Below are 14410 nucleotides of genomic sequence, written 5' to 3'. Positions count from 1 at the left end.
GTTACTTCGTCAGCGCTTCCACGAGGGAGTCGGTGTACGCCTCCATCGACGCGGGGCCGCCGAACATCCAGATGCCGTCGTCCAGCCGGTGGACGTCGCCGGCCTTGACGAACGGCAGGGACTTCCATACGGAGTTCCCGGTCAGCACGCCGCTGAAGGGGTTGCTGTTCTTGTCCCCGTCGTTGCCGATGTAGGCGAAGTGGACACCGTCACCGAGAGCGGTGAGGCCCTCGACGTCGGTCGCGGCGAGGCCGTACGCCTTGTCGCCCTCGAGGGTCCAGGCGTTCTTCAGGCCCAGCTCCTCGTTGACGGCTCCGATGAGGGAACCGCTGGTGTAGGGGCGGACGGAGACCTGGTTGGAGGTCACGTAGCCGTCGGCGAAGGCGATGTCCGCGCCGGCCAGGCCCGCGTCGGCGAGGGCCTTCTTGCCTTCGGCCGTCTTCGCGTCGAACTGCTTCCTGAGCTCCGCGGCCCGGTCCTCGGTGCCGGTGGCCTCGGCGATGAGGTCCACAGTCTCGAACATCTGCCCGATCTGGTCCGAGGAGTCCGCGGAGGTGACCTGGAGGACCGGGGCGACCTCACGCAACTGCTTCACGGCCGCCTCGGGCAGGTCGTCGGTGGTGACGATCAGGTCGGGCGAGAGCGAGGCGACGGTGTCCATGCTCGGCTCGCCGCGGGTGCCTATGTCCTTGGGGTCGTTCTTCAGCGGGGCGGCCTTGACCCACGTCGTGTAGCCCTTGACGTCGGCGACGCCCGCGGGGTCGACGCCGAGGGAGACCAGGCTCTCGACGACGTTCCACTCGGTCCCGACGACCTTGGTGGCGGGCTTGTCGAGCTTCACCTCGGTGCCGGACGCGTCGGTCAGGGTGATCGGGCCGGCGTCCTTCGCGGAACCGGCGGCGGAGTCGGTGGCGGCGGGTTCGGTGGTTCCGCAGGCCGTGAGGGTGAGGGCCGCGGCGGTCGCCGCCGCGGCGAGAAGGAGGCGTCTCATGGGGTGGTGCTGAGCCTTTCGCTCCGGGTGTGGTGCCGGCCCACGGCGCGGGTGCGCAGCCGGCCGGTGAGGGGGTCCGTATCGACGTCGATGCGGATGCCGTACGTGTCGGTGAGGCGTTCGGGGGTGAGGACCTCCTGCGGCGTGCCGTCGGCGATGACACGTCCCGCGTGGAGCAGGACGATCCGGTCGGCGACGGCCGCCGCCTGGTCGAGGTCGTGCAGGACGACGCCGACGGCGATGCCGTGGTCGTCCGTCAGGTCGCGGATGAGGTCGAGGAGTTCGACCTGGTACCGGAGGTCGAGGTAGGTCGTCGGCTCGTCGAGGAGGAGGACGCCGGTCTCCTGTGCGAGGCAGCCCGCCAGCCACACGCGCTGGAGCTGCCCGCCGGAGAGGTGCTCGGCGCCCCGGTCGGCGAGGTCCTCGACACCCGTCATCGCCAGGGCGCGGTCGACGGCGGCCCGGCCGCCGGGGTCCTGCCTGCCCCAGCGCCCGCGGTAGGGGTAGCGGCCGAACTCCACGACGTCCCGTACGGTCAGCCCGCCGGGGGTGGGGCGGCTCTGGGTCAGCAGCGCCACCCGGCCGGCGAACTCACGGGCGGTCAGGGCCAGGCCGTCGGTGTCGGTGTCGATGGTGAGCGTGGCCGTCCTGGCCCGCTGCAGTCGGGCCAGGGTGCGCAGGAGGGTCGATTTGCCGCTGCCGTTGGGCCCGACGAGCGCGGTGACCCGGCCGGGGCGCAGCGTCAGGCCGGCGTCGTGCACGACGTCCGTTCCGTCGTACGCGACGGTCACGCCCGCGGCCGACAGGGTGTGGCCGCGCCTCGGATTGCCGGGACTCTCTTCAGCAGATCTCACATGACGAAGGTTAGCCTAACCTTATGGAGCTGGGAACCGGGGGGTGTCTGAAATTCGCGTACGCCGGGGATGAGGGCTGGTATACGGCCGATCCGCCCCGGAGGGCGGGGGCCTGGCGCGGGCGGCTTCCCCGCACCGGGCCGTCCGCCGCGTGAGGGCGGGCAGGGCCACCGCGTGGGGTCAGCCGTCCCGGGGGTCCTCGGGTCCCGTGTCGCCCAGGGCCCGCCGGTCCTCGTCGGTCCACTTGCTGGTGTCCCGCGGTTCGACGTAAGGCTCCTCCCGGCGCGGATGGCCTGCGATGATGGCCCGCTCCCGCTCCGTCTCCGCGTCGAACTCCAGCCCCAGCAGGATCGCGAGATTGGTGATCCACAGCCAGACGAGGAAGATGATGACACCGGCCAGCGTGCCGTAGGTCTTGTTGTACGACCCGAAGTGCGCCACGTAGAGGGCGAATCCGGCCGAGGCGACCATCCAGATGAACAGGGCCAGCAGGCTTCCGAGCGAGACGAAGGTGAAGCCGCGGCCCTTGGCGTTGGGAGCCGCCCAGTACAACAGAGCCAGCATGAAGGTCACCAGGACGACCAGTACCGGCCATTTCGCGATCGACCATACGGTCAGCGCGGTGTCACCCACTCCGAGCGCGGACCCGATCTGGCGGGCCAGTCCGCCGGTGAACACGACGATCAGCGCACTGACGCAGGCCAGGACCATCAGGGCGAAGGTCAGACCGACGCGCACCGGCAGTACCTTCCACACCGGGCGCCCCTCGGGCATGTCGTAGACGACGTTGGAGGCGCGGATGAACGCCGCGATGTACCCGGAGGCCGACCACAGGGCGGCCAGCAGGCCGACGACCGCGAGGGCGGAGCCGAGACCGGCGCTTCCCTGGAGCTGGGTCACCGCGCCGGTGAGTACGTCGCGGGCGGAACCCGGGGCGAGTTTCTTGATGTTGTCCAGGACGGACTGGGTCGCCGACTCCCCGGCGATACCGAGCAGGGAGATCAGCACGAGCAGGGCGGGGAACAGCGCGAGGACGCCGTAGTAGGTCAGGGCGGCCGCGCGGTCGGTCAGTTCGTCCCGCTGGAACTCCTTGGCGGTGCGTTTCAGGACGGCCATCCAGGAGCGCCTGCCCACCTGGGTCGGTGAGTCGGGGACGTCGCGCTCCACCTGGGGGTCGGGTCCTGGTTCCCCGCCGTTCCCGCTCGGCGGACCGCTTCGGTGGCTGCTCTGTTCGTTCGGCATACACACCGTGTAACCGCAGGTGCGCCGCACCATGCGGGCCGGGACCGTTTTCACTGGCGTGGAACGGCCGCCCGTCCGCGGGGCCGCCGGTGCGGGGCTGCCCGCGAGTCCCTCGGTACGGGTACTTTCGCCGGTCTTCCGGTGCGGCCGGTGACATCCCCGGGGCGGATCCCCAGCGTGCCCGACCGACGGCTCCCCCACCTCAGGAGGTCACCATGAAAGGCCTGATGCGCCGTGTCCCCGGTGCCGCGACGGGCTCAGCTCCCCGGACACCGCGAGCCGGGCGCTTTTTCCGGCCGGAGCTCTTGCTCGCCGCCGTACTCCTCGCTCCCGCCCAGACGGCCGCCGCGGAACCCGCCGTCGTGGCGGGCGGCGGAACCGGGCCCCACCCGGCCGGTCACGAGACCGTCCCCGGCCTGCCCGGCCACACCGTGTACCGGCCGGACGTCCTGCCGGATTCCGGGAAGCTGCCGATCGTCGCGTGGGGCAACGGGGCGTGCCGGGCGGACGGCACCTGGTTCCGGAACATCCTCACCGAGTTCGCCTCCCACGGCTTCCTGGTCGTCGCCAACGGCGTACCGGGGGGTTCGGGACAGACCTCGTCGGACATGCTGACCAACGCCCTCGACTGGGCCGTCGCGGAGAACAGCGCTCCGGGCAGCAGGTTCCGGGGCAGGATCGACACGACGAAGATCGCGGCGATGGGTCAGTCGTGCGGTGGCCTGGAGACCATGGAGGTGGCCGACGACCCGCGTATCGACACGACCGTGATGTGGAACAGCGGCCTGATGAGCCTGTTCGACAAGTGGACGCGGCTGCGCCGGCTCCACGCACCGATCGCCTACTTCGCCGGCGGGTCGAAGGACATCGCGTACGAGAACGCGCTGGACGACTGGGACCGGCTGCCCGCCTTCATGGGCAATCTGGACGTCGGGCACTACGGCACGTACGCCGAGCCGAACGGAGGGGAGTTCGGTCGCGTCGGTGTCAACTGGCTGAAGTGGCAGCTGAAGGGTGACACGGCGGCGAAGGCCGAGTTCGTCGGCCCGGACTGCGGTCTGTGCACCGGTGAATGGGACGTCATGCGGAAGAACTTCTCCTGACCTCTCCTGATCCGGGGCCTCCGCCGGGCCGCCCCCGCCCCTCACCGGACACCCATGAGCCGTATGCCCGCTGACCGGCCGGCGACAGGGCACCCGGCGACAGGGCATCCGGTGACGAGGCGTCATCTCCCGTACGCCGTGCGGCAGAGATCCAGGACCTCGGCGGAGGCGATCCCGTCCCCGGTCGCGCACACGGCCCGCATGTCGTACATCTGCCGCGGCTGCGGTCCCCGGGCCGCGCCCGTCCGTCGCGGTTCGGGGCGGGCGGGGGCGGGCCCGCGGGCCTCCCGCCGCTCCCGCGGGGCGGCGGGAGGAGTGGCCCCCGTCTTCCGGCCCGCCGAGGGCGCCCTTTCCGTACGCGCCTCTTCCGTACGCCGCCGCGCGCGGTCCCCGTCGTCGCGGTGTCCGCCCGGCCCGTCCAGGGTGTCGTGGAGGGGTGACGGGGCGGCGGGAGGGGCGGAAGCGTGCGCGGAGGGTGTGTTCCGGGAGTGCCCGGAGGCGGTGGGAGCCGGCCCGGGCGGGCCCGCCGGTACGGACACGCAGCCCGCCGTGCCCAGCAGGGCGAGGATCGCGAGGGAGGTCGTCCGCAGGTTCATACCCCGGTCAACGACGCCGGGCGCGGGCGGACACGTCCGGGGTCCGGTCCCGGCGGCGCGGTGCGGCGCCCGGCGGGGCCCTCGTACCGCCGCGGAGCCGTGCGGTCCGGCGGGAGACCCGGTGTCCGGCTCAGTGGGCGATGCCGTCGATGAGTTCGCGCGCGCCCTGCCGGAGCAGGGTCACGGCCACCGAGGTGCCGAGAGTCGCGGGATCCAGCGGTCCCGCCCACTCGTGTGCGTTGAGGACCGTCTTGCCGTCGGGGGTGAACACACAGGCGCGCAACGAGAGGTCACCGTTGCGGTGGGCCGTGGCGTATCCGGCGATCGGGGAGTTGCAGTGACCCTGGAGCACGTGGAGGAACATGCGCTCCGCCGTGATCTCCCGGTAGGTGTCCGAGTGGTTGAGGGCGGCGACGGCGTCGATCGTGGTCTCGTCGTCCTCGCGGCACTGCAGGGCGAGGACACCGGCGCCGATCGGCGGGCACATCACGTCGGTGGACAGGACGTCGCTGATGGCGTCGGCCCGGCCGATGCGCCTGAGGCCCGACACGGCCAGCAGCAGGGCGTCCGCCTCGCCCCCGGCCAGCCGGGCGAGACGCCGGTTGGCGTTGCCCCGGAACGGGATGCAGCGCAGTTCCGGGTGTGAGGCGGCGAGTTGGGCGACGCGGCGGACGGAGGAGGTACCGATCCGGGTGCCTGCGGGGAGTTCGTCCAGGGTGAGCCCGTCCGGGTGGACGAGGGCGTCGCGGATGTCGTCACGTTCCAGGAAGGCGGCGAACGTCGTCCCGGCCGGCAGCGGGCGGTCGGCGGGGATGTCCTTGACGCAGTGCACCGCCAGGTCCGCCTCGCCGGCGAGGAGCGCGGCGTCCACCTCCTTGGTGAAGGCTCCTTTGCCTTCGACCTGTGAGAGGTCGCCCATCCACTTGTCACCGGTGGTCCTGACGGGGACCACTTCGGTGCCGAGGGCCGGGTACCGGGCCGCCAGTTCGGACCGGACGCGCTCCACCTGCGCCAGGGCCATGGGCGAGTCGCGGGAGACGATACGGATCAGCTCAGGGACGGACATGGCGCTCACGATAGACCTCCGCGCTCGTGCGCCGGTCGTCCGGCGCGCAGGACCGGCGCGGGCATCCCTGCCTGCCTCCGGCGATTTCCGGCCCCTTTGAACGGTTCCCCGTTCACGGGGGTGTCGCGCATGCGGCTCCGGAGCCGGCCCGGCCCCGGACGAGGGATGCCGTCCTGACCAGCGTGCTTATGCCGTAAGGGGTGGCCGTGGCGCCCCCTGCGGGCTCGGGGGTCCCCTTCGGCCGGGTCCGGACCCGGTCCCGCGGTGCCGCGGCCGCTGGCCGATTCGCCGCTGTGCGCCCTTGCCCCGGCCTCCGGTGGGCTGTCAGCCCTCCGGAGGTGTCCATAGCATGTGCTCCCACGGTTGCACATCTCTGAACGGACAAGGGGCCGGATGAGCCACGGGGAAGCCTCCATTCCGAGCGTCATCGACGTGAACGTGCCGAGCGTCGCGCGCATGTACGACTACTACCTGGGTGGCAAGGACAACTATCCGGCCGACCGGATCGCCTGTGAGCATCTGCTGGAACGTGTGCCGAGTACCAAGGTCCTGGCGGTGAACAACCGTCATTTCCTCCGCCGTGTGGTGCACCGTCTCGCGTCCGAGTACGGGATCCGCCAGTTCATCGACCACGGTTCCGGGCTGCCCACGCAGGACAACGTCCACCAGGTCGCCCAACTCGTCGACCCGGGTGCGAGGGTGGTGTACATCGACAACGACCCCATCGTGCTGGCCCACGGCAAGGCGATCCTCGAGGAGAACGACCGTACGGCGGTCATCCAGGCCGATATGCGCGACACGGACGGGATCCTCGGTCACCCCGAGGTGGTCCGCCTGATCGATTTCGACGAGCCGGTGGCGGCGCTCTTCGTGTCCGTGCTGCACTGCATCCCCGACGAGGACGACCCTGCCGGGCTGGTGCGCCGGGTGGCCCGGCGGCTGGCGCCCGGCAGCTTCCTGGTGGTGTGCCAGCTGGTGAGCGAGGACGCGGCCACCCGGGACTTCGTCACCGACTTCATGGCGGAGTCGACCGGCGGCCAGTGGGGGCGGGTACGCCGGCCCGAGGACGTGGGCGTCTTCCTGGAAGGGCTGGAGGTGCTGGAGCCGGGCCTGGTGGAGGTGTCCACCTGGCGGCCGGACTCGGACCTGGCGCCCCGGCAGGAGACCCAGGAGTGGATCGAGTACGGCGGCGTCGGACGCAAGCGGTGAGCGGGGGGTGCGGGCGGCTAGCGCCGGGCCTCAGCCGTAGCGTTCCAGCGCCTGGCGCAGCAGCCGCCTGCTCTCGACGGGGCTCGGGGACTGGGCGCTGAGGGAGTCCAGGATCCAGCGGTACTCGTCGGTGCTCTCCCGCTTGGTCACGGAGGTGGCGTTGGTCAGGTGCTCGAGGTAGGCGACGTCGGGCAGCTGGGCCATCGCGAACCTCAGATAAGTGATGCCGCTGCCCGGTGAGGTGTGGGCCGTGACCTCGAAAGGCGCGACCTGCACGATCACATGGGGCAGTTCGGTCATGTCCAGCAGGTGGCTGAGCTGCTCGCGCATCACCTGGCGCCCGCCCGTCGGCCTCATCAGTACCGCCTCGTCCAGCAGTACCCAGAGCTTGGGCGGATCGCTGCGGTACAGCAGGTCCTGTCGTTTGAGGCGGAGTTCGACGCGCCGCCGGGTGACCTCCTCCGGCTCGATCGCGTGCCCCGACCGGACGACCGCGTAGGCGTAGTCGAAGGTCTGCAGGAGTCCGGGGATGTAGTGGCTCTCGTAGGTACGGATGGACGCGGCGGCCTCTTCCAGGCCCACGAGGGGTTCGAACCAGTCGGGCAGGACGTCGGCGTACGAACGCCACCAGCCGCGCTCCCCCGCCTTGTTGACCAGGTCGAGGAACTCGGCCGTGCGTGCCGGGTCGGTGACTCCGTAGAGCGTGAGCAGGTCGGCCGCGTCGCGTTCCTTGCACGGTGAGTGCCCTGTCTCCATCCGGCTGATCTTCGCCGTGGAGCAGCGGATGCAGGCGGCCGCGACATCGGGGGTGATGCCCGCTTCGGCCCTCATCCTGCGGAGCTGCGCACCCAGGATGAGCCTGAGGACGGTGGGGCTCGCCCCGGCGGCCGGGGCGAGCGTCGGTTTCCGCGACGGCTGCAGCGGTTCGATGCCGGGCAAGGCGGGCTCCTGATGGCTGACGTCAGGACGCCAGTCTGCCACCGGGTGGCCCTGCCCGGCAGGGCGATTCCGTTCGGTTTCAGCCGATCATCGGGTCGAAGTCCCCGTCCCTCACGCCGGCGAGGAAGGCGCGCACCTCCGCCTGCGTGTACACCAGGGCGGGCCCCTCGGGGTCCCTGGAGTTGCGTACGGCGACGTCGCCGCCGGGGAGCAGGGCCATTTCCACGCAGTTCCCGCTCGGGTTGCTGTGGTGGCTCTTGACCCACTCGACCCCGGACAGGGAACCGGCCGGGACACCGTTGTCGATGCGCTGCATGCTGTCCATCCTTTACGGCAGTTGGTCGTGGCGTCTTCGGCACTCGGCGCCGGAGCCCGCGCACCGAGGCGCCGAGGATTTCTCCTGCTCACACCGTCGGTGCAATTCCAGGTGCAATTGCACCGATGCGCGGACGGCGAGGATACTAGTGCCCCTCCCGCCTCTCACGCACCACCAACACACCACTCACGGACGGCACTTCGCCGAAAAAAGCGGTCCGCCGGGGAGGGCCCCGCCGTCTCCCGCGGGGCAGCCGCCTCCGCGCGGGCCGGGTTCCCGCGCCATCGGCCGCCGACGACCGCTCCCTTGAATCTGGCCGAAAAAGGCGGGCGCCCCCAAAGGGCGGGGCATGGGCGGATGTATGGGCGGAGGGCGTGGGCGCCCGGTCCGGGGGCCGGCGCGGGTTCCGGACCCGGGGCCGGGCACGCGCCGCCGGCCCCGGTCCTTCCACGGCCCGGGGAGCGGGCCGGAACCCGGCCTCACACGGGCGGGGCGTTCATCTGCGGTGTCGCGCCACCCGTCCCGGGGCGGGGACAGGGACGGCGCCGGCACGGGGCACGCGCGGAGGCGGGGTGCCCGGCCCGGCGCCAGGGCCCGGGGCGCCCCGCCCACGGCAGGCAGTGGCCGTGGTCCGCCGGGACGCCCTCCGGCCCCCGGAACGGGCCGCACATCTGCGCGAGGGGCCTGCACGGCCAGGACGTGCGGAGCCGGCCCCGAGCCGTGGCCCAGGGGCGCGCGAGCCGGGGCGGGCTTCGGACGGCACCCCGCCGTGCGGCCCGGAGGACACGGCCCGCACGCCGTGAGCGGTGGCCCGCCGTGTGTCAGCGGCCCGGCGCATACCGTGGGCCCCGGCGCATGCCGTGGGCCGTGGACCGGCGCGCGTGCCACAGCCCGGCGCATACCGCGTGCCGTGGGCCGCCGCGTGCCGTAGGGCCGTCCTACCGGAGGGCCGCGGGAGAGCGCACGCTGCTGAAGTCGAGCGCGCGGTCCACCTCCCGCAAGGTCTCCTCGGCCACTCGCCGCACCTCGGCCGGAACATCGCCCTGCTCCTCCACCAGGCCCGCGTAGATAGGTGCGTCGGTTTTGTCTGCGAAGCTCACGTCGGATTGCCCATCGAGTCGGTCCATGTCCGCCGGTCGGCGGAAACGGGAGCCGAGTGTACGCGGTGTCCGTCGCGTCCCGTGGCGCGGTCCGGCGGAACGCTTTCGGATCATGCGTGAAAACCGCTTGCCCGCGGGCGGCCCGGCTGTCACGGTGATCACACCGAAGGGGTGTAGCTCAGAGGCCAGAGCGCCGGTCTCCAAAACCGGATGCCGCAGGTTCGACTCCTGCCTCCCCTGCTGTACGGCCTCCTCGGCCGGGCCCGCCGGCCGCCTTCCGGGGGCGGGGCCGCCCCCGGAAGGCGGCCGGCCACTGCCCCGGGCCTCACGCCAGGGAAAAGTGGCCGACGACACACACGCGTGCCGGTTACTCGATCACGAGTTCCACGTCGATGTTGCCGCGGGTGGCCTTGGAGTAGGGGCAGTAGGCGTGGGTCGCCTCGACCAGCTTGCGGCCCGTCCCGCCCTCGAGCGCCTCCGGCAGCTCGACGCGCATGACGACCGCCAGGCCGAAGCCGTCGCCGTCCTTGCCGATGGACACCTCGGCCGTCACGGCGACGTCCTTGGTGTCGAGCTTCATCTCCCGGCCGACCGCGCTCATCGCGCTGGCGAAGCAGGCCGCGTACCCGGCGGCGAAGAGCTGTTCGGGGTTGGTCCCCTCCCCGTCGCCCCCGAGGGCGGGCGGCAGGGCGAGCGTCAGGTCGAGCCGGCCGTCCGAGCTCACCGCCCGGCCCTCACGGCCGTTCGCGGTGGCGGCAGCGGTGTACAGCGCGTCCATGTGGGTGACCTTCTCTCTCGTACCGGTGGTGACCGGCCCGGCCACCACCGACAGAGTCCCACAGTTTTCAGTTGTGCACAACTGAATTGTGTGCAACTGAATATGGGCGAGGGATTACGCTGGTGGACATGACGTCACCGCCACCCCGCTCCCCCGACCCCGCGGAACTGCCCGACACCGAGCTCCTGCGGCTGGACCACCAGGTCTGCTTCTCGTTGCAGGCCGCGTCCCGGGCCTTCGGCGGCGTCTACCGGCAGGCGCTCAAGGAGCTCGGTCTCACCTACCCGCAGTACCTCGCGATGATGGTCCTCTGGGAGGAGGGCCCTTTGCCGGTGAAGACGATCGGCGAGCGTCTTCACCTGGATTCGGGGACGCTGTCCCCCCTGCTCAAGCGGCTCGAAGCGGCGGGACTCGTCCGGCGCGAACGCAGCAGTGAGGACGAACGGTCGGTCGACGTCCACCTCACGGACTCAGGGGTCCGTCTGCGGGAGCGGGCCCTGCCGGTACCCCGTACGATCCTGCGAGCCACCGGTCTGTCGGTCCAGGAGGTCCTCTCCCTGCAGGAGACCCTGGGCCGCCTCACCGCCTCCCTGGGCCGGGCGGGCTGATCCCGCCGGGCCCGTGACGGTTCCGCGGCGCTCGTCCGGGCCCCGGGACCGCACGGAGGATCCGAGTACGAACGCATCGTGGAGCGGCCCATGAACCGGCGTCGGACACCCCGGTCGGCGAGCGCCGAGGATCTGCTCAGCACCTTGCAGCACCTGACGGCCCGCGCCCGGCAGGAGGTGGGTCCCCATCAGGCCCGCGTCGAGCTCGCCCAGGCCCTCCAGCGCAAGATGCTGCCGGCCACGCTGCCCTCCCTCCCCGGCATCCGGACAGCCGCCCGGTACGCGCCCGCGCGGGACGGGCTGGACATCGGGGGCGACTGGTACGACGTCTTCCTGCTGCCGGACGGGGCGCTCGGCCTGGCCATCGGTGACGTCCAGGGGCATGACGTGGAGGCCGCCGCGTTCATGGGGCAGGTCAGGATCGCGATGCGCGCCGTCGCCGGCACGGCTGCGGATCCGGGCGAGGTGATGGCCCGCACCAACGATCTGGTCCTCTCGATGGACTCCAGTCTCTTCGCCACCTCCTCGTTCTTCCGGCTCGATCCGGCGACCCGCGAGCTGTCCAGTGCGCGCGCCGGCCATGTCGCCGGCGTCTGGGCGACCGCCGACGGGCGGTCCGGGGTCACCACGGACGCCGGCGGGCTGCCCCTGGGCATCGACGCCGGACAGGACTATCCGGTCACCCGGCGGACCCTGGACACCGAAGGCGCTCTGGTACTGCTCACCGACGGGGTGATCGAAGGGCCCTCGATGCCGATCGGTGACGGGCTGGAGGAGGTACGGCGCCTGGTGAGCGCGCATGTCGGCGCCTCCGCCGAGGAACTGGCCGACACCGTGCTGCGGGCGGCGGCGCTGACCGGCCACGAGGACGACGCGGCGGTCCTCGTCCTGTGCCACGACAGGCCCCCGGGGCCCGGCGCCCCCTGACGCGGGGGCCTCAGCGCGTGTCACGCCCGCCCGCTCCCGCCGGCGGTGTCTGATGAGACACGTGATCCGCAGCGAGGAAACCAGACGCCGGGCCGTGTCCGTGCTGTGGATGCTGGGCATCACCGGTGCGTACTACGCGGCGGGGCGGATCGGACTGCTCAGGCCGGTCAGCGTGGAGGGGTCGGTCGTCACACCGCTCTGGCCGCCCACGGGCATCGCCCTGGCCGCCCTGCTGTGGCTGGGGCTCAGGGCCTGGCCGGCGATCGCCGCCGGTGCCCTGCTCAGCGTCGCGACCCTGAGCGGAAGCCTCGCTCCGCCCGGGGCCGCCATCGCCCTGGGCAACACGCTGGCCCCGGTCTGCGCCTGTCTCGCCCTGCGGGCGGTGGGGTTCCGTCAGGAGCTGGACCGGCTGCGCGACGGCGTCGCCCTGGTCTTCCTGGGGGCCATGGGGGGCATGCTGATCAGTTCCGCCGTCGGCGCGGTCACCCTCCTGCTCACCGGCGACCTCGACCGGAGCCACTTCTGGCCGGTCTGGTCGGCCTGGTGGGCGGGGGACGCGATGGGGGTGCTGACGGTCACCCCGCTGCTGCTCGTCATGCGCCGGGCCCGGTGGCCCCGGCTGGGCGACCGGTGGCTGGAGGCGTCGGCGCTGGCGGTCGTCGCGACGGGGATCACGTTGCTGGCCACCAGGGGCACCCTGTCCATGCTCTATCTGGTCTTCCCCGTCCTCGTCTGCGCGGCCCTGCGCTTCCAGCTGGCGGGCAGTGCGCCCTGCGCGCTTCTGATGTCCGTGATGGCGATCGTCGCCGGAGCCGACGGCGTGGGACCGTTCGCCGGGCACAGTGTGCTGGAGGTGATGCTCAACCTGAGCGTCCTCAACGGCTGCATCGCCCTGACCGGGCTCCTGCTCGCAGCGGTCACCACCGAGCAGCACAACATCCGCCGGGAGACCGAACTGGCCTGCGAGGAACTGGCGGCGCTGGTCGAGGAGCTCGCTCCGCGGCCGGACACGAGGGGCCTCCCGGACGGACCGGAGGGCCCTCCGCCCGCCCGTGGCTGACCCTCGCACCGGGGAGGGCCGTGGCCGCGCTCACCGCCGCCCGCCTCAGCGGGCCGCGTCCTGCGCACCGGCGGCGGTGCGGGGGAAGTGCTGCTCCAGGAACGCGTTGCGGAAGGTCCCGGCCGGGTCCGTACGGGCCATCAGCCGCTCGAAGTCGGCGTAGTGGGGGTAGAGCCCGCGCAGGGCGGCGGGAGGCGTGGTGAACACCTTGCCCCAGTGCGGCCGCGCTCCGAACGGCGCCAGCGCCTCTTCGATCGCCGTGACGACGGGGGTGACGGCCTCCGTGTCGGGCACCCAGGTGAAGTGGAAGGCGACGGAGTCACGGCCCTGGGCGGGGCTCAGCCACAGATCGTCCGAGGCGACGGTACGGATCTCGCTGATCTGCAGGAGGGGGGCGATGCGGTCACGGATGCGGTCCAGTGCCTCGTACGCGGCCACGGCGTCGGTCCGGGCGACGAAGTACTCGGACTGCAGTTCCTCGCCGTTGCTCGGGGTGAACTCGAGCCGGAAGTGCGGCAGCCGGGTGTGCCACGGACCGCTGACGCCCTCCTGCTCGGTGCAGTGCCGGGCGGGCATCCCCGGGACCGGGTGCCTGGGGCCCCCGGCGAGCGTCGCCCCGTACCAGGTGCGGGGTGCCGTGGCGGTGTCCGTCCCCTCGGTCCGCTGCTTGAGCCAGACCTGGTCGAGGGGGCCGTCGCGCCAGCTGGTGAACAGGCTGACGCTGTACGCCTGCGACATCACCCCGTCGAAGTCGGCGAGGAGCCGCTCCTGCGGGAGCCCTTCGTACACCCACTGCCGGATCTCGAAGGCGGGCACGAGGTCCAGGGTCACACTCGTCACCACGCCCAGCGCCCCCAGGGAGACGACGGCCCCCTGGAAGCCGGCGTCCCCGCGCTCGAGGGTGGCGAGTCCGCCGTCGGCGGTGACGAACTCCAGGGCACGGACCGCTCCGGCCAGGGAGCGGTTGGTCACCCCGGAGCCGTGGGTCCCCGTGGCGCAGGCACCGGCCACCGAGATGTGCGGCAGCGAGCCGAGGTTGTGCAGGGCGAAGCCGCTGCGGTGCAGTTCGCCGGTCAGTTCACCGAACCTCAGCCCGCCGCTGACCGTCGCGGTGGCCGCCGCCCGGTCCACCTCGATCCTGCGGGGCAGTCCGGCGACGGACACCAGGTCGCCGTGGGTGTCGGCGACCGTGTTGAAGCTGTGTCCGGTGCCCAGGGCCCTCAGCGCGGTTCCGGCCGCCACGACGGTCCGGAGCTCCGCCACCGAGGCCGGCGTGTGCAGCCGCCGCGCCGCGAAGGTGATGTTGCGGGCCCAGTTCTGCCGCTGTGCGGACGCCTCACGCGCCGAGTGACCGATCATGCCCACCGAGCTTACGCCTGCCCGCCCGCGGGCCGGGAGCGGCTTCGGTCAGTACGGCAGGGGCCTGCCGGACGGGGTGCGCAGGTCCAGCGGGCGAGGCTTCGCCGGCTGTTGCGGACGACGGACGATCCGGATGCGGCCCACGGCCACCACCCCCTCCTGGTCACCCGGTATCTGCCCGGACAGACGCTCTTCACACCTCTTTCCCGGGCCGGGTGGCTCCGGCCCGGTCCCGGACCGGGCGGAAACGGGCGGGCGCGGA

At 72.2% G+C, this 14410-nt stretch carries 15 protein-coding genes and 1 tRNA gene; 6 read left to right on the top strand and 10 right to left on the bottom strand.

From position 1 onward, the window contains the following. Window position 1 precedes the first annotated feature (1 nt). The 3 genes from CP967_RS33425 to CP967_RS33415 all read right to left on the bottom strand — a co-directional run bounded on the left by CP967_RS33425 (window position 2) and on the right by CP967_RS33415 (window position 3087). Window positions 2–991: an ABC transporter substrate-binding protein gene (locus CP967_RS33425; protein WP_150491560.1), complete on the bottom strand. Its 990-nt coding sequence runs from the start codon at window positions 989–991 to the stop codon at window positions 2–4. Further along, window positions 988–1845 carry an ABC transporter ATP-binding protein gene (locus CP967_RS33420; protein WP_150491559.1) on the bottom strand — a complete coding sequence of 286 codons (858 nt, stop codon included), beginning with the start codon at window positions 1843–1845 and terminating at the stop codon, window positions 988–990. The genes CP967_RS33425 and CP967_RS33420 overlap by 4 nt, the downstream gene beginning before the upstream one ends. Before the next feature lie 180 nt (window positions 1846–2025). Continuing rightward, window positions 2026–3087: a YihY/virulence factor BrkB family protein gene (locus CP967_RS33415; protein ID WP_150491558.1), complete on the bottom strand. Its 1062-nt coding sequence runs from the start codon at window positions 3085–3087 to the stop codon at window positions 2026–2028. 305 nt (window positions 3088–3392) lie between these two features. Between CP967_RS33415 and CP967_RS33410 the strand changes: the two genes are divergently transcribed. Further along, complete coding sequence (locus CP967_RS33410; RefSeq protein WP_208838888.1) at window positions 3393–4190, top strand: poly(ethylene terephthalate) hydrolase family protein; 798 nt, start codon at window positions 3393–3395, stop codon at window positions 4188–4190. Between the two features lie 122 nt (window positions 4191–4312). Here the strand turns inward: CP967_RS33410 and CP967_RS33405 are convergent, their stop codons facing one another. Further along, window positions 4313–4786: a hypothetical protein gene (locus CP967_RS33405; RefSeq protein WP_150491556.1), complete on the bottom strand. Its 474-nt coding sequence runs from the start codon at window positions 4784–4786 to the stop codon at window positions 4313–4315. A gap of 130 nt (window positions 4787–4916) precedes the next feature. Next, window positions 4917–5852 (bottom strand): hydroxymethylbilane synthase, encoded by a 936-nt coding sequence (gene hemC, locus CP967_RS33400; RefSeq protein ID WP_150491555.1) that lies wholly within the window; start codon window positions 5850–5852, stop codon window positions 4917–4919. Window positions 5853–6245: 393 nt separating this feature from the next. Here hemC and CP967_RS33395 point away from each other — a divergent pair, with 393 nt between their 5' ends. After that, window positions 6246–7061: an SAM-dependent methyltransferase gene (locus CP967_RS33395; protein WP_150491554.1), complete on the top strand. Its 816-nt coding sequence runs from the start codon at window positions 6246–6248 to the stop codon at window positions 7059–7061. Window positions 7062–7091: 30 nt separating this feature from the next. Here CP967_RS33395 and CP967_RS33390 read toward each other — a convergent pair whose 3' ends face one another. The 3 genes from CP967_RS33390 to CP967_RS34240 all read right to left on the bottom strand — a co-directional run bounded on the left by CP967_RS33390 (window position 7092) and on the right by CP967_RS34240 (window position 9416). Next, complete coding sequence (locus CP967_RS33390) at window positions 7092–8000, bottom strand: helix-turn-helix domain-containing protein (RefSeq protein WP_150491553.1); 909 nt, start codon at window positions 7998–8000, stop codon at window positions 7092–7094. 79 nt (window positions 8001–8079) lie between these two features. Beyond that, window positions 8080–8316, bottom strand: a complete 237-nt coding sequence (locus CP967_RS33385) for a DUF397 domain-containing protein (RefSeq protein WP_150491552.1) — start codon at window positions 8314–8316, stop codon at window positions 8080–8082. Between the two features lie 938 nt (window positions 8317–9254). Next, entirely contained in the window at window positions 9255–9416 is a 162-nt protein-coding gene (locus tag CP967_RS34240; protein WP_167535484.1) for a hypothetical protein, read from the bottom strand. A 167-nt stretch (window positions 9417–9583) separates the two neighbouring features. On the opposite strand from CP967_RS34240, the gene CP967_RS33380 reads away from it, so the two are divergent. Continuing rightward, a tRNA-Trp gene (locus CP967_RS33380) sits at window positions 9584–9656 on the top strand. Between the two features lie 127 nt (window positions 9657–9783). Here the strand turns inward: CP967_RS33380 and CP967_RS33375 are convergent. Beyond that, on the bottom strand, window positions 9784–10194 hold the full coding sequence (locus CP967_RS33375) for an organic hydroperoxide resistance protein (RefSeq protein WP_150492167.1): 411 nt from the start codon (window positions 10192–10194) through the stop codon (window positions 9784–9786). Between the two features lie 128 nt (window positions 10195–10322). On the opposite strand from CP967_RS33375, the gene CP967_RS33370 reads away from it, so the two are divergent. The 3 genes from CP967_RS33370 (at window position 10323) to CP967_RS33360 (ending at window position 12789) form a co-directional block, all read left to right on the top strand. Continuing rightward, entirely contained in the window at window positions 10323–10802 is a 480-nt protein-coding gene (locus tag CP967_RS33370; protein WP_150491551.1) for a MarR family winged helix-turn-helix transcriptional regulator, read from the top strand. A 90-nt stretch (window positions 10803–10892) separates the two neighbouring features. Continuing rightward, on the top strand, window positions 10893–11729 hold the full coding sequence (locus CP967_RS33365) for a PP2C family protein-serine/threonine phosphatase (RefSeq protein ID WP_150491550.1): 837 nt from the start codon (window positions 10893–10895) through the stop codon (window positions 11727–11729). A gap of 61 nt (window positions 11730–11790) precedes the next feature. Further along, window positions 11791–12789 carry an MASE1 domain-containing protein gene (locus CP967_RS33360; RefSeq protein WP_167535532.1) on the top strand — a complete coding sequence of 333 codons (999 nt, stop codon included), beginning with the start codon at window positions 11791–11793 and terminating at the stop codon, window positions 12787–12789. Window positions 12790–12834: 45 nt separating this feature from the next. Here the strand turns inward: CP967_RS33360 and CP967_RS33355 are convergent, their stop codons facing one another. Next, window positions 12835–14148, bottom strand: coding sequence for a D-arabinono-1,4-lactone oxidase (locus CP967_RS33355; RefSeq protein WP_150491548.1), 1314 nt, complete (start codon window positions 14146–14148; stop codon window positions 12835–12837). Window positions 14149–14410 lie beyond the last annotated feature (262 nt).

This window comes from Streptomyces nitrosporeus (genome assembly GCF_008704555.1).
GTDB lineage: Bacteria > Actinomycetota > Actinomycetes > Streptomycetales > Streptomycetaceae > Streptomyces > Streptomyces nitrosporeus.
This window is presented reverse-complemented; position numbering and strand designations above follow the sequence as displayed.

Bases quoted from the DNA above. Each gene is read 5' to 3' on its own strand.
- CP967_RS33375 (WP_150492167.1), bottom strand. From the start codon at position 10,194: ATGGACGCGCTGTACACCGCTGCCGCCACCGCGAACGGCCGTGAGGGC.
- CP967_RS33365 (WP_150491550.1), top strand. From the start codon at position 10,893: ATGAACCGGCGTCGGACACCCCGGTCGGCGAGCGCCGAGGATCTGCTC.
- CP967_RS33415 (WP_150491558.1), bottom strand. From the start codon at position 3,087: ATGCCGAACGAACAGAGCAGCCACCGAAGCGGTCCGCCGAGCGGGAAC.
- CP967_RS33425 (WP_150491560.1), bottom strand. From the start codon at position 991: ATGAGACGCCTCCTTCTCGCCGCGGCGGCGACCGCCGCGGCCCTCACC.
- hemC (WP_150491555.1), bottom strand. From the start codon at position 5,852: ATGTCCGTCCCTGAGCTGATCCGTATCGTCTCCCGCGACTCGCCCATG.
- CP967_RS33370 (WP_150491551.1), top strand. From the start codon at position 10,323: ATGACGTCACCGCCACCCCGCTCCCCCGACCCCGCGGAACTGCCCGAC.
- CP967_RS33355 (WP_150491548.1), bottom strand. From the start codon at position 14,148: ATGATCGGTCACTCGGCGCGTGAGGCGTCCGCACAGCGGCAGAACTGG.
- CP967_RS33405 (WP_150491556.1), bottom strand. From the start codon at position 4,786: ATGAACCTGCGGACGACCTCCCTCGCGATCCTCGCCCTGCTGGGCACG.
- CP967_RS33395 (WP_150491554.1), top strand. From the start codon at position 6,246: ATGAGCCACGGGGAAGCCTCCATTCCGAGCGTCATCGACGTGAACGTG.
- CP967_RS33385 (WP_150491552.1), bottom strand. From the start codon at position 8,316: ATGCAGCGCATCGACAACGGTGTCCCGGCCGGTTCCCTGTCCGGGGTC.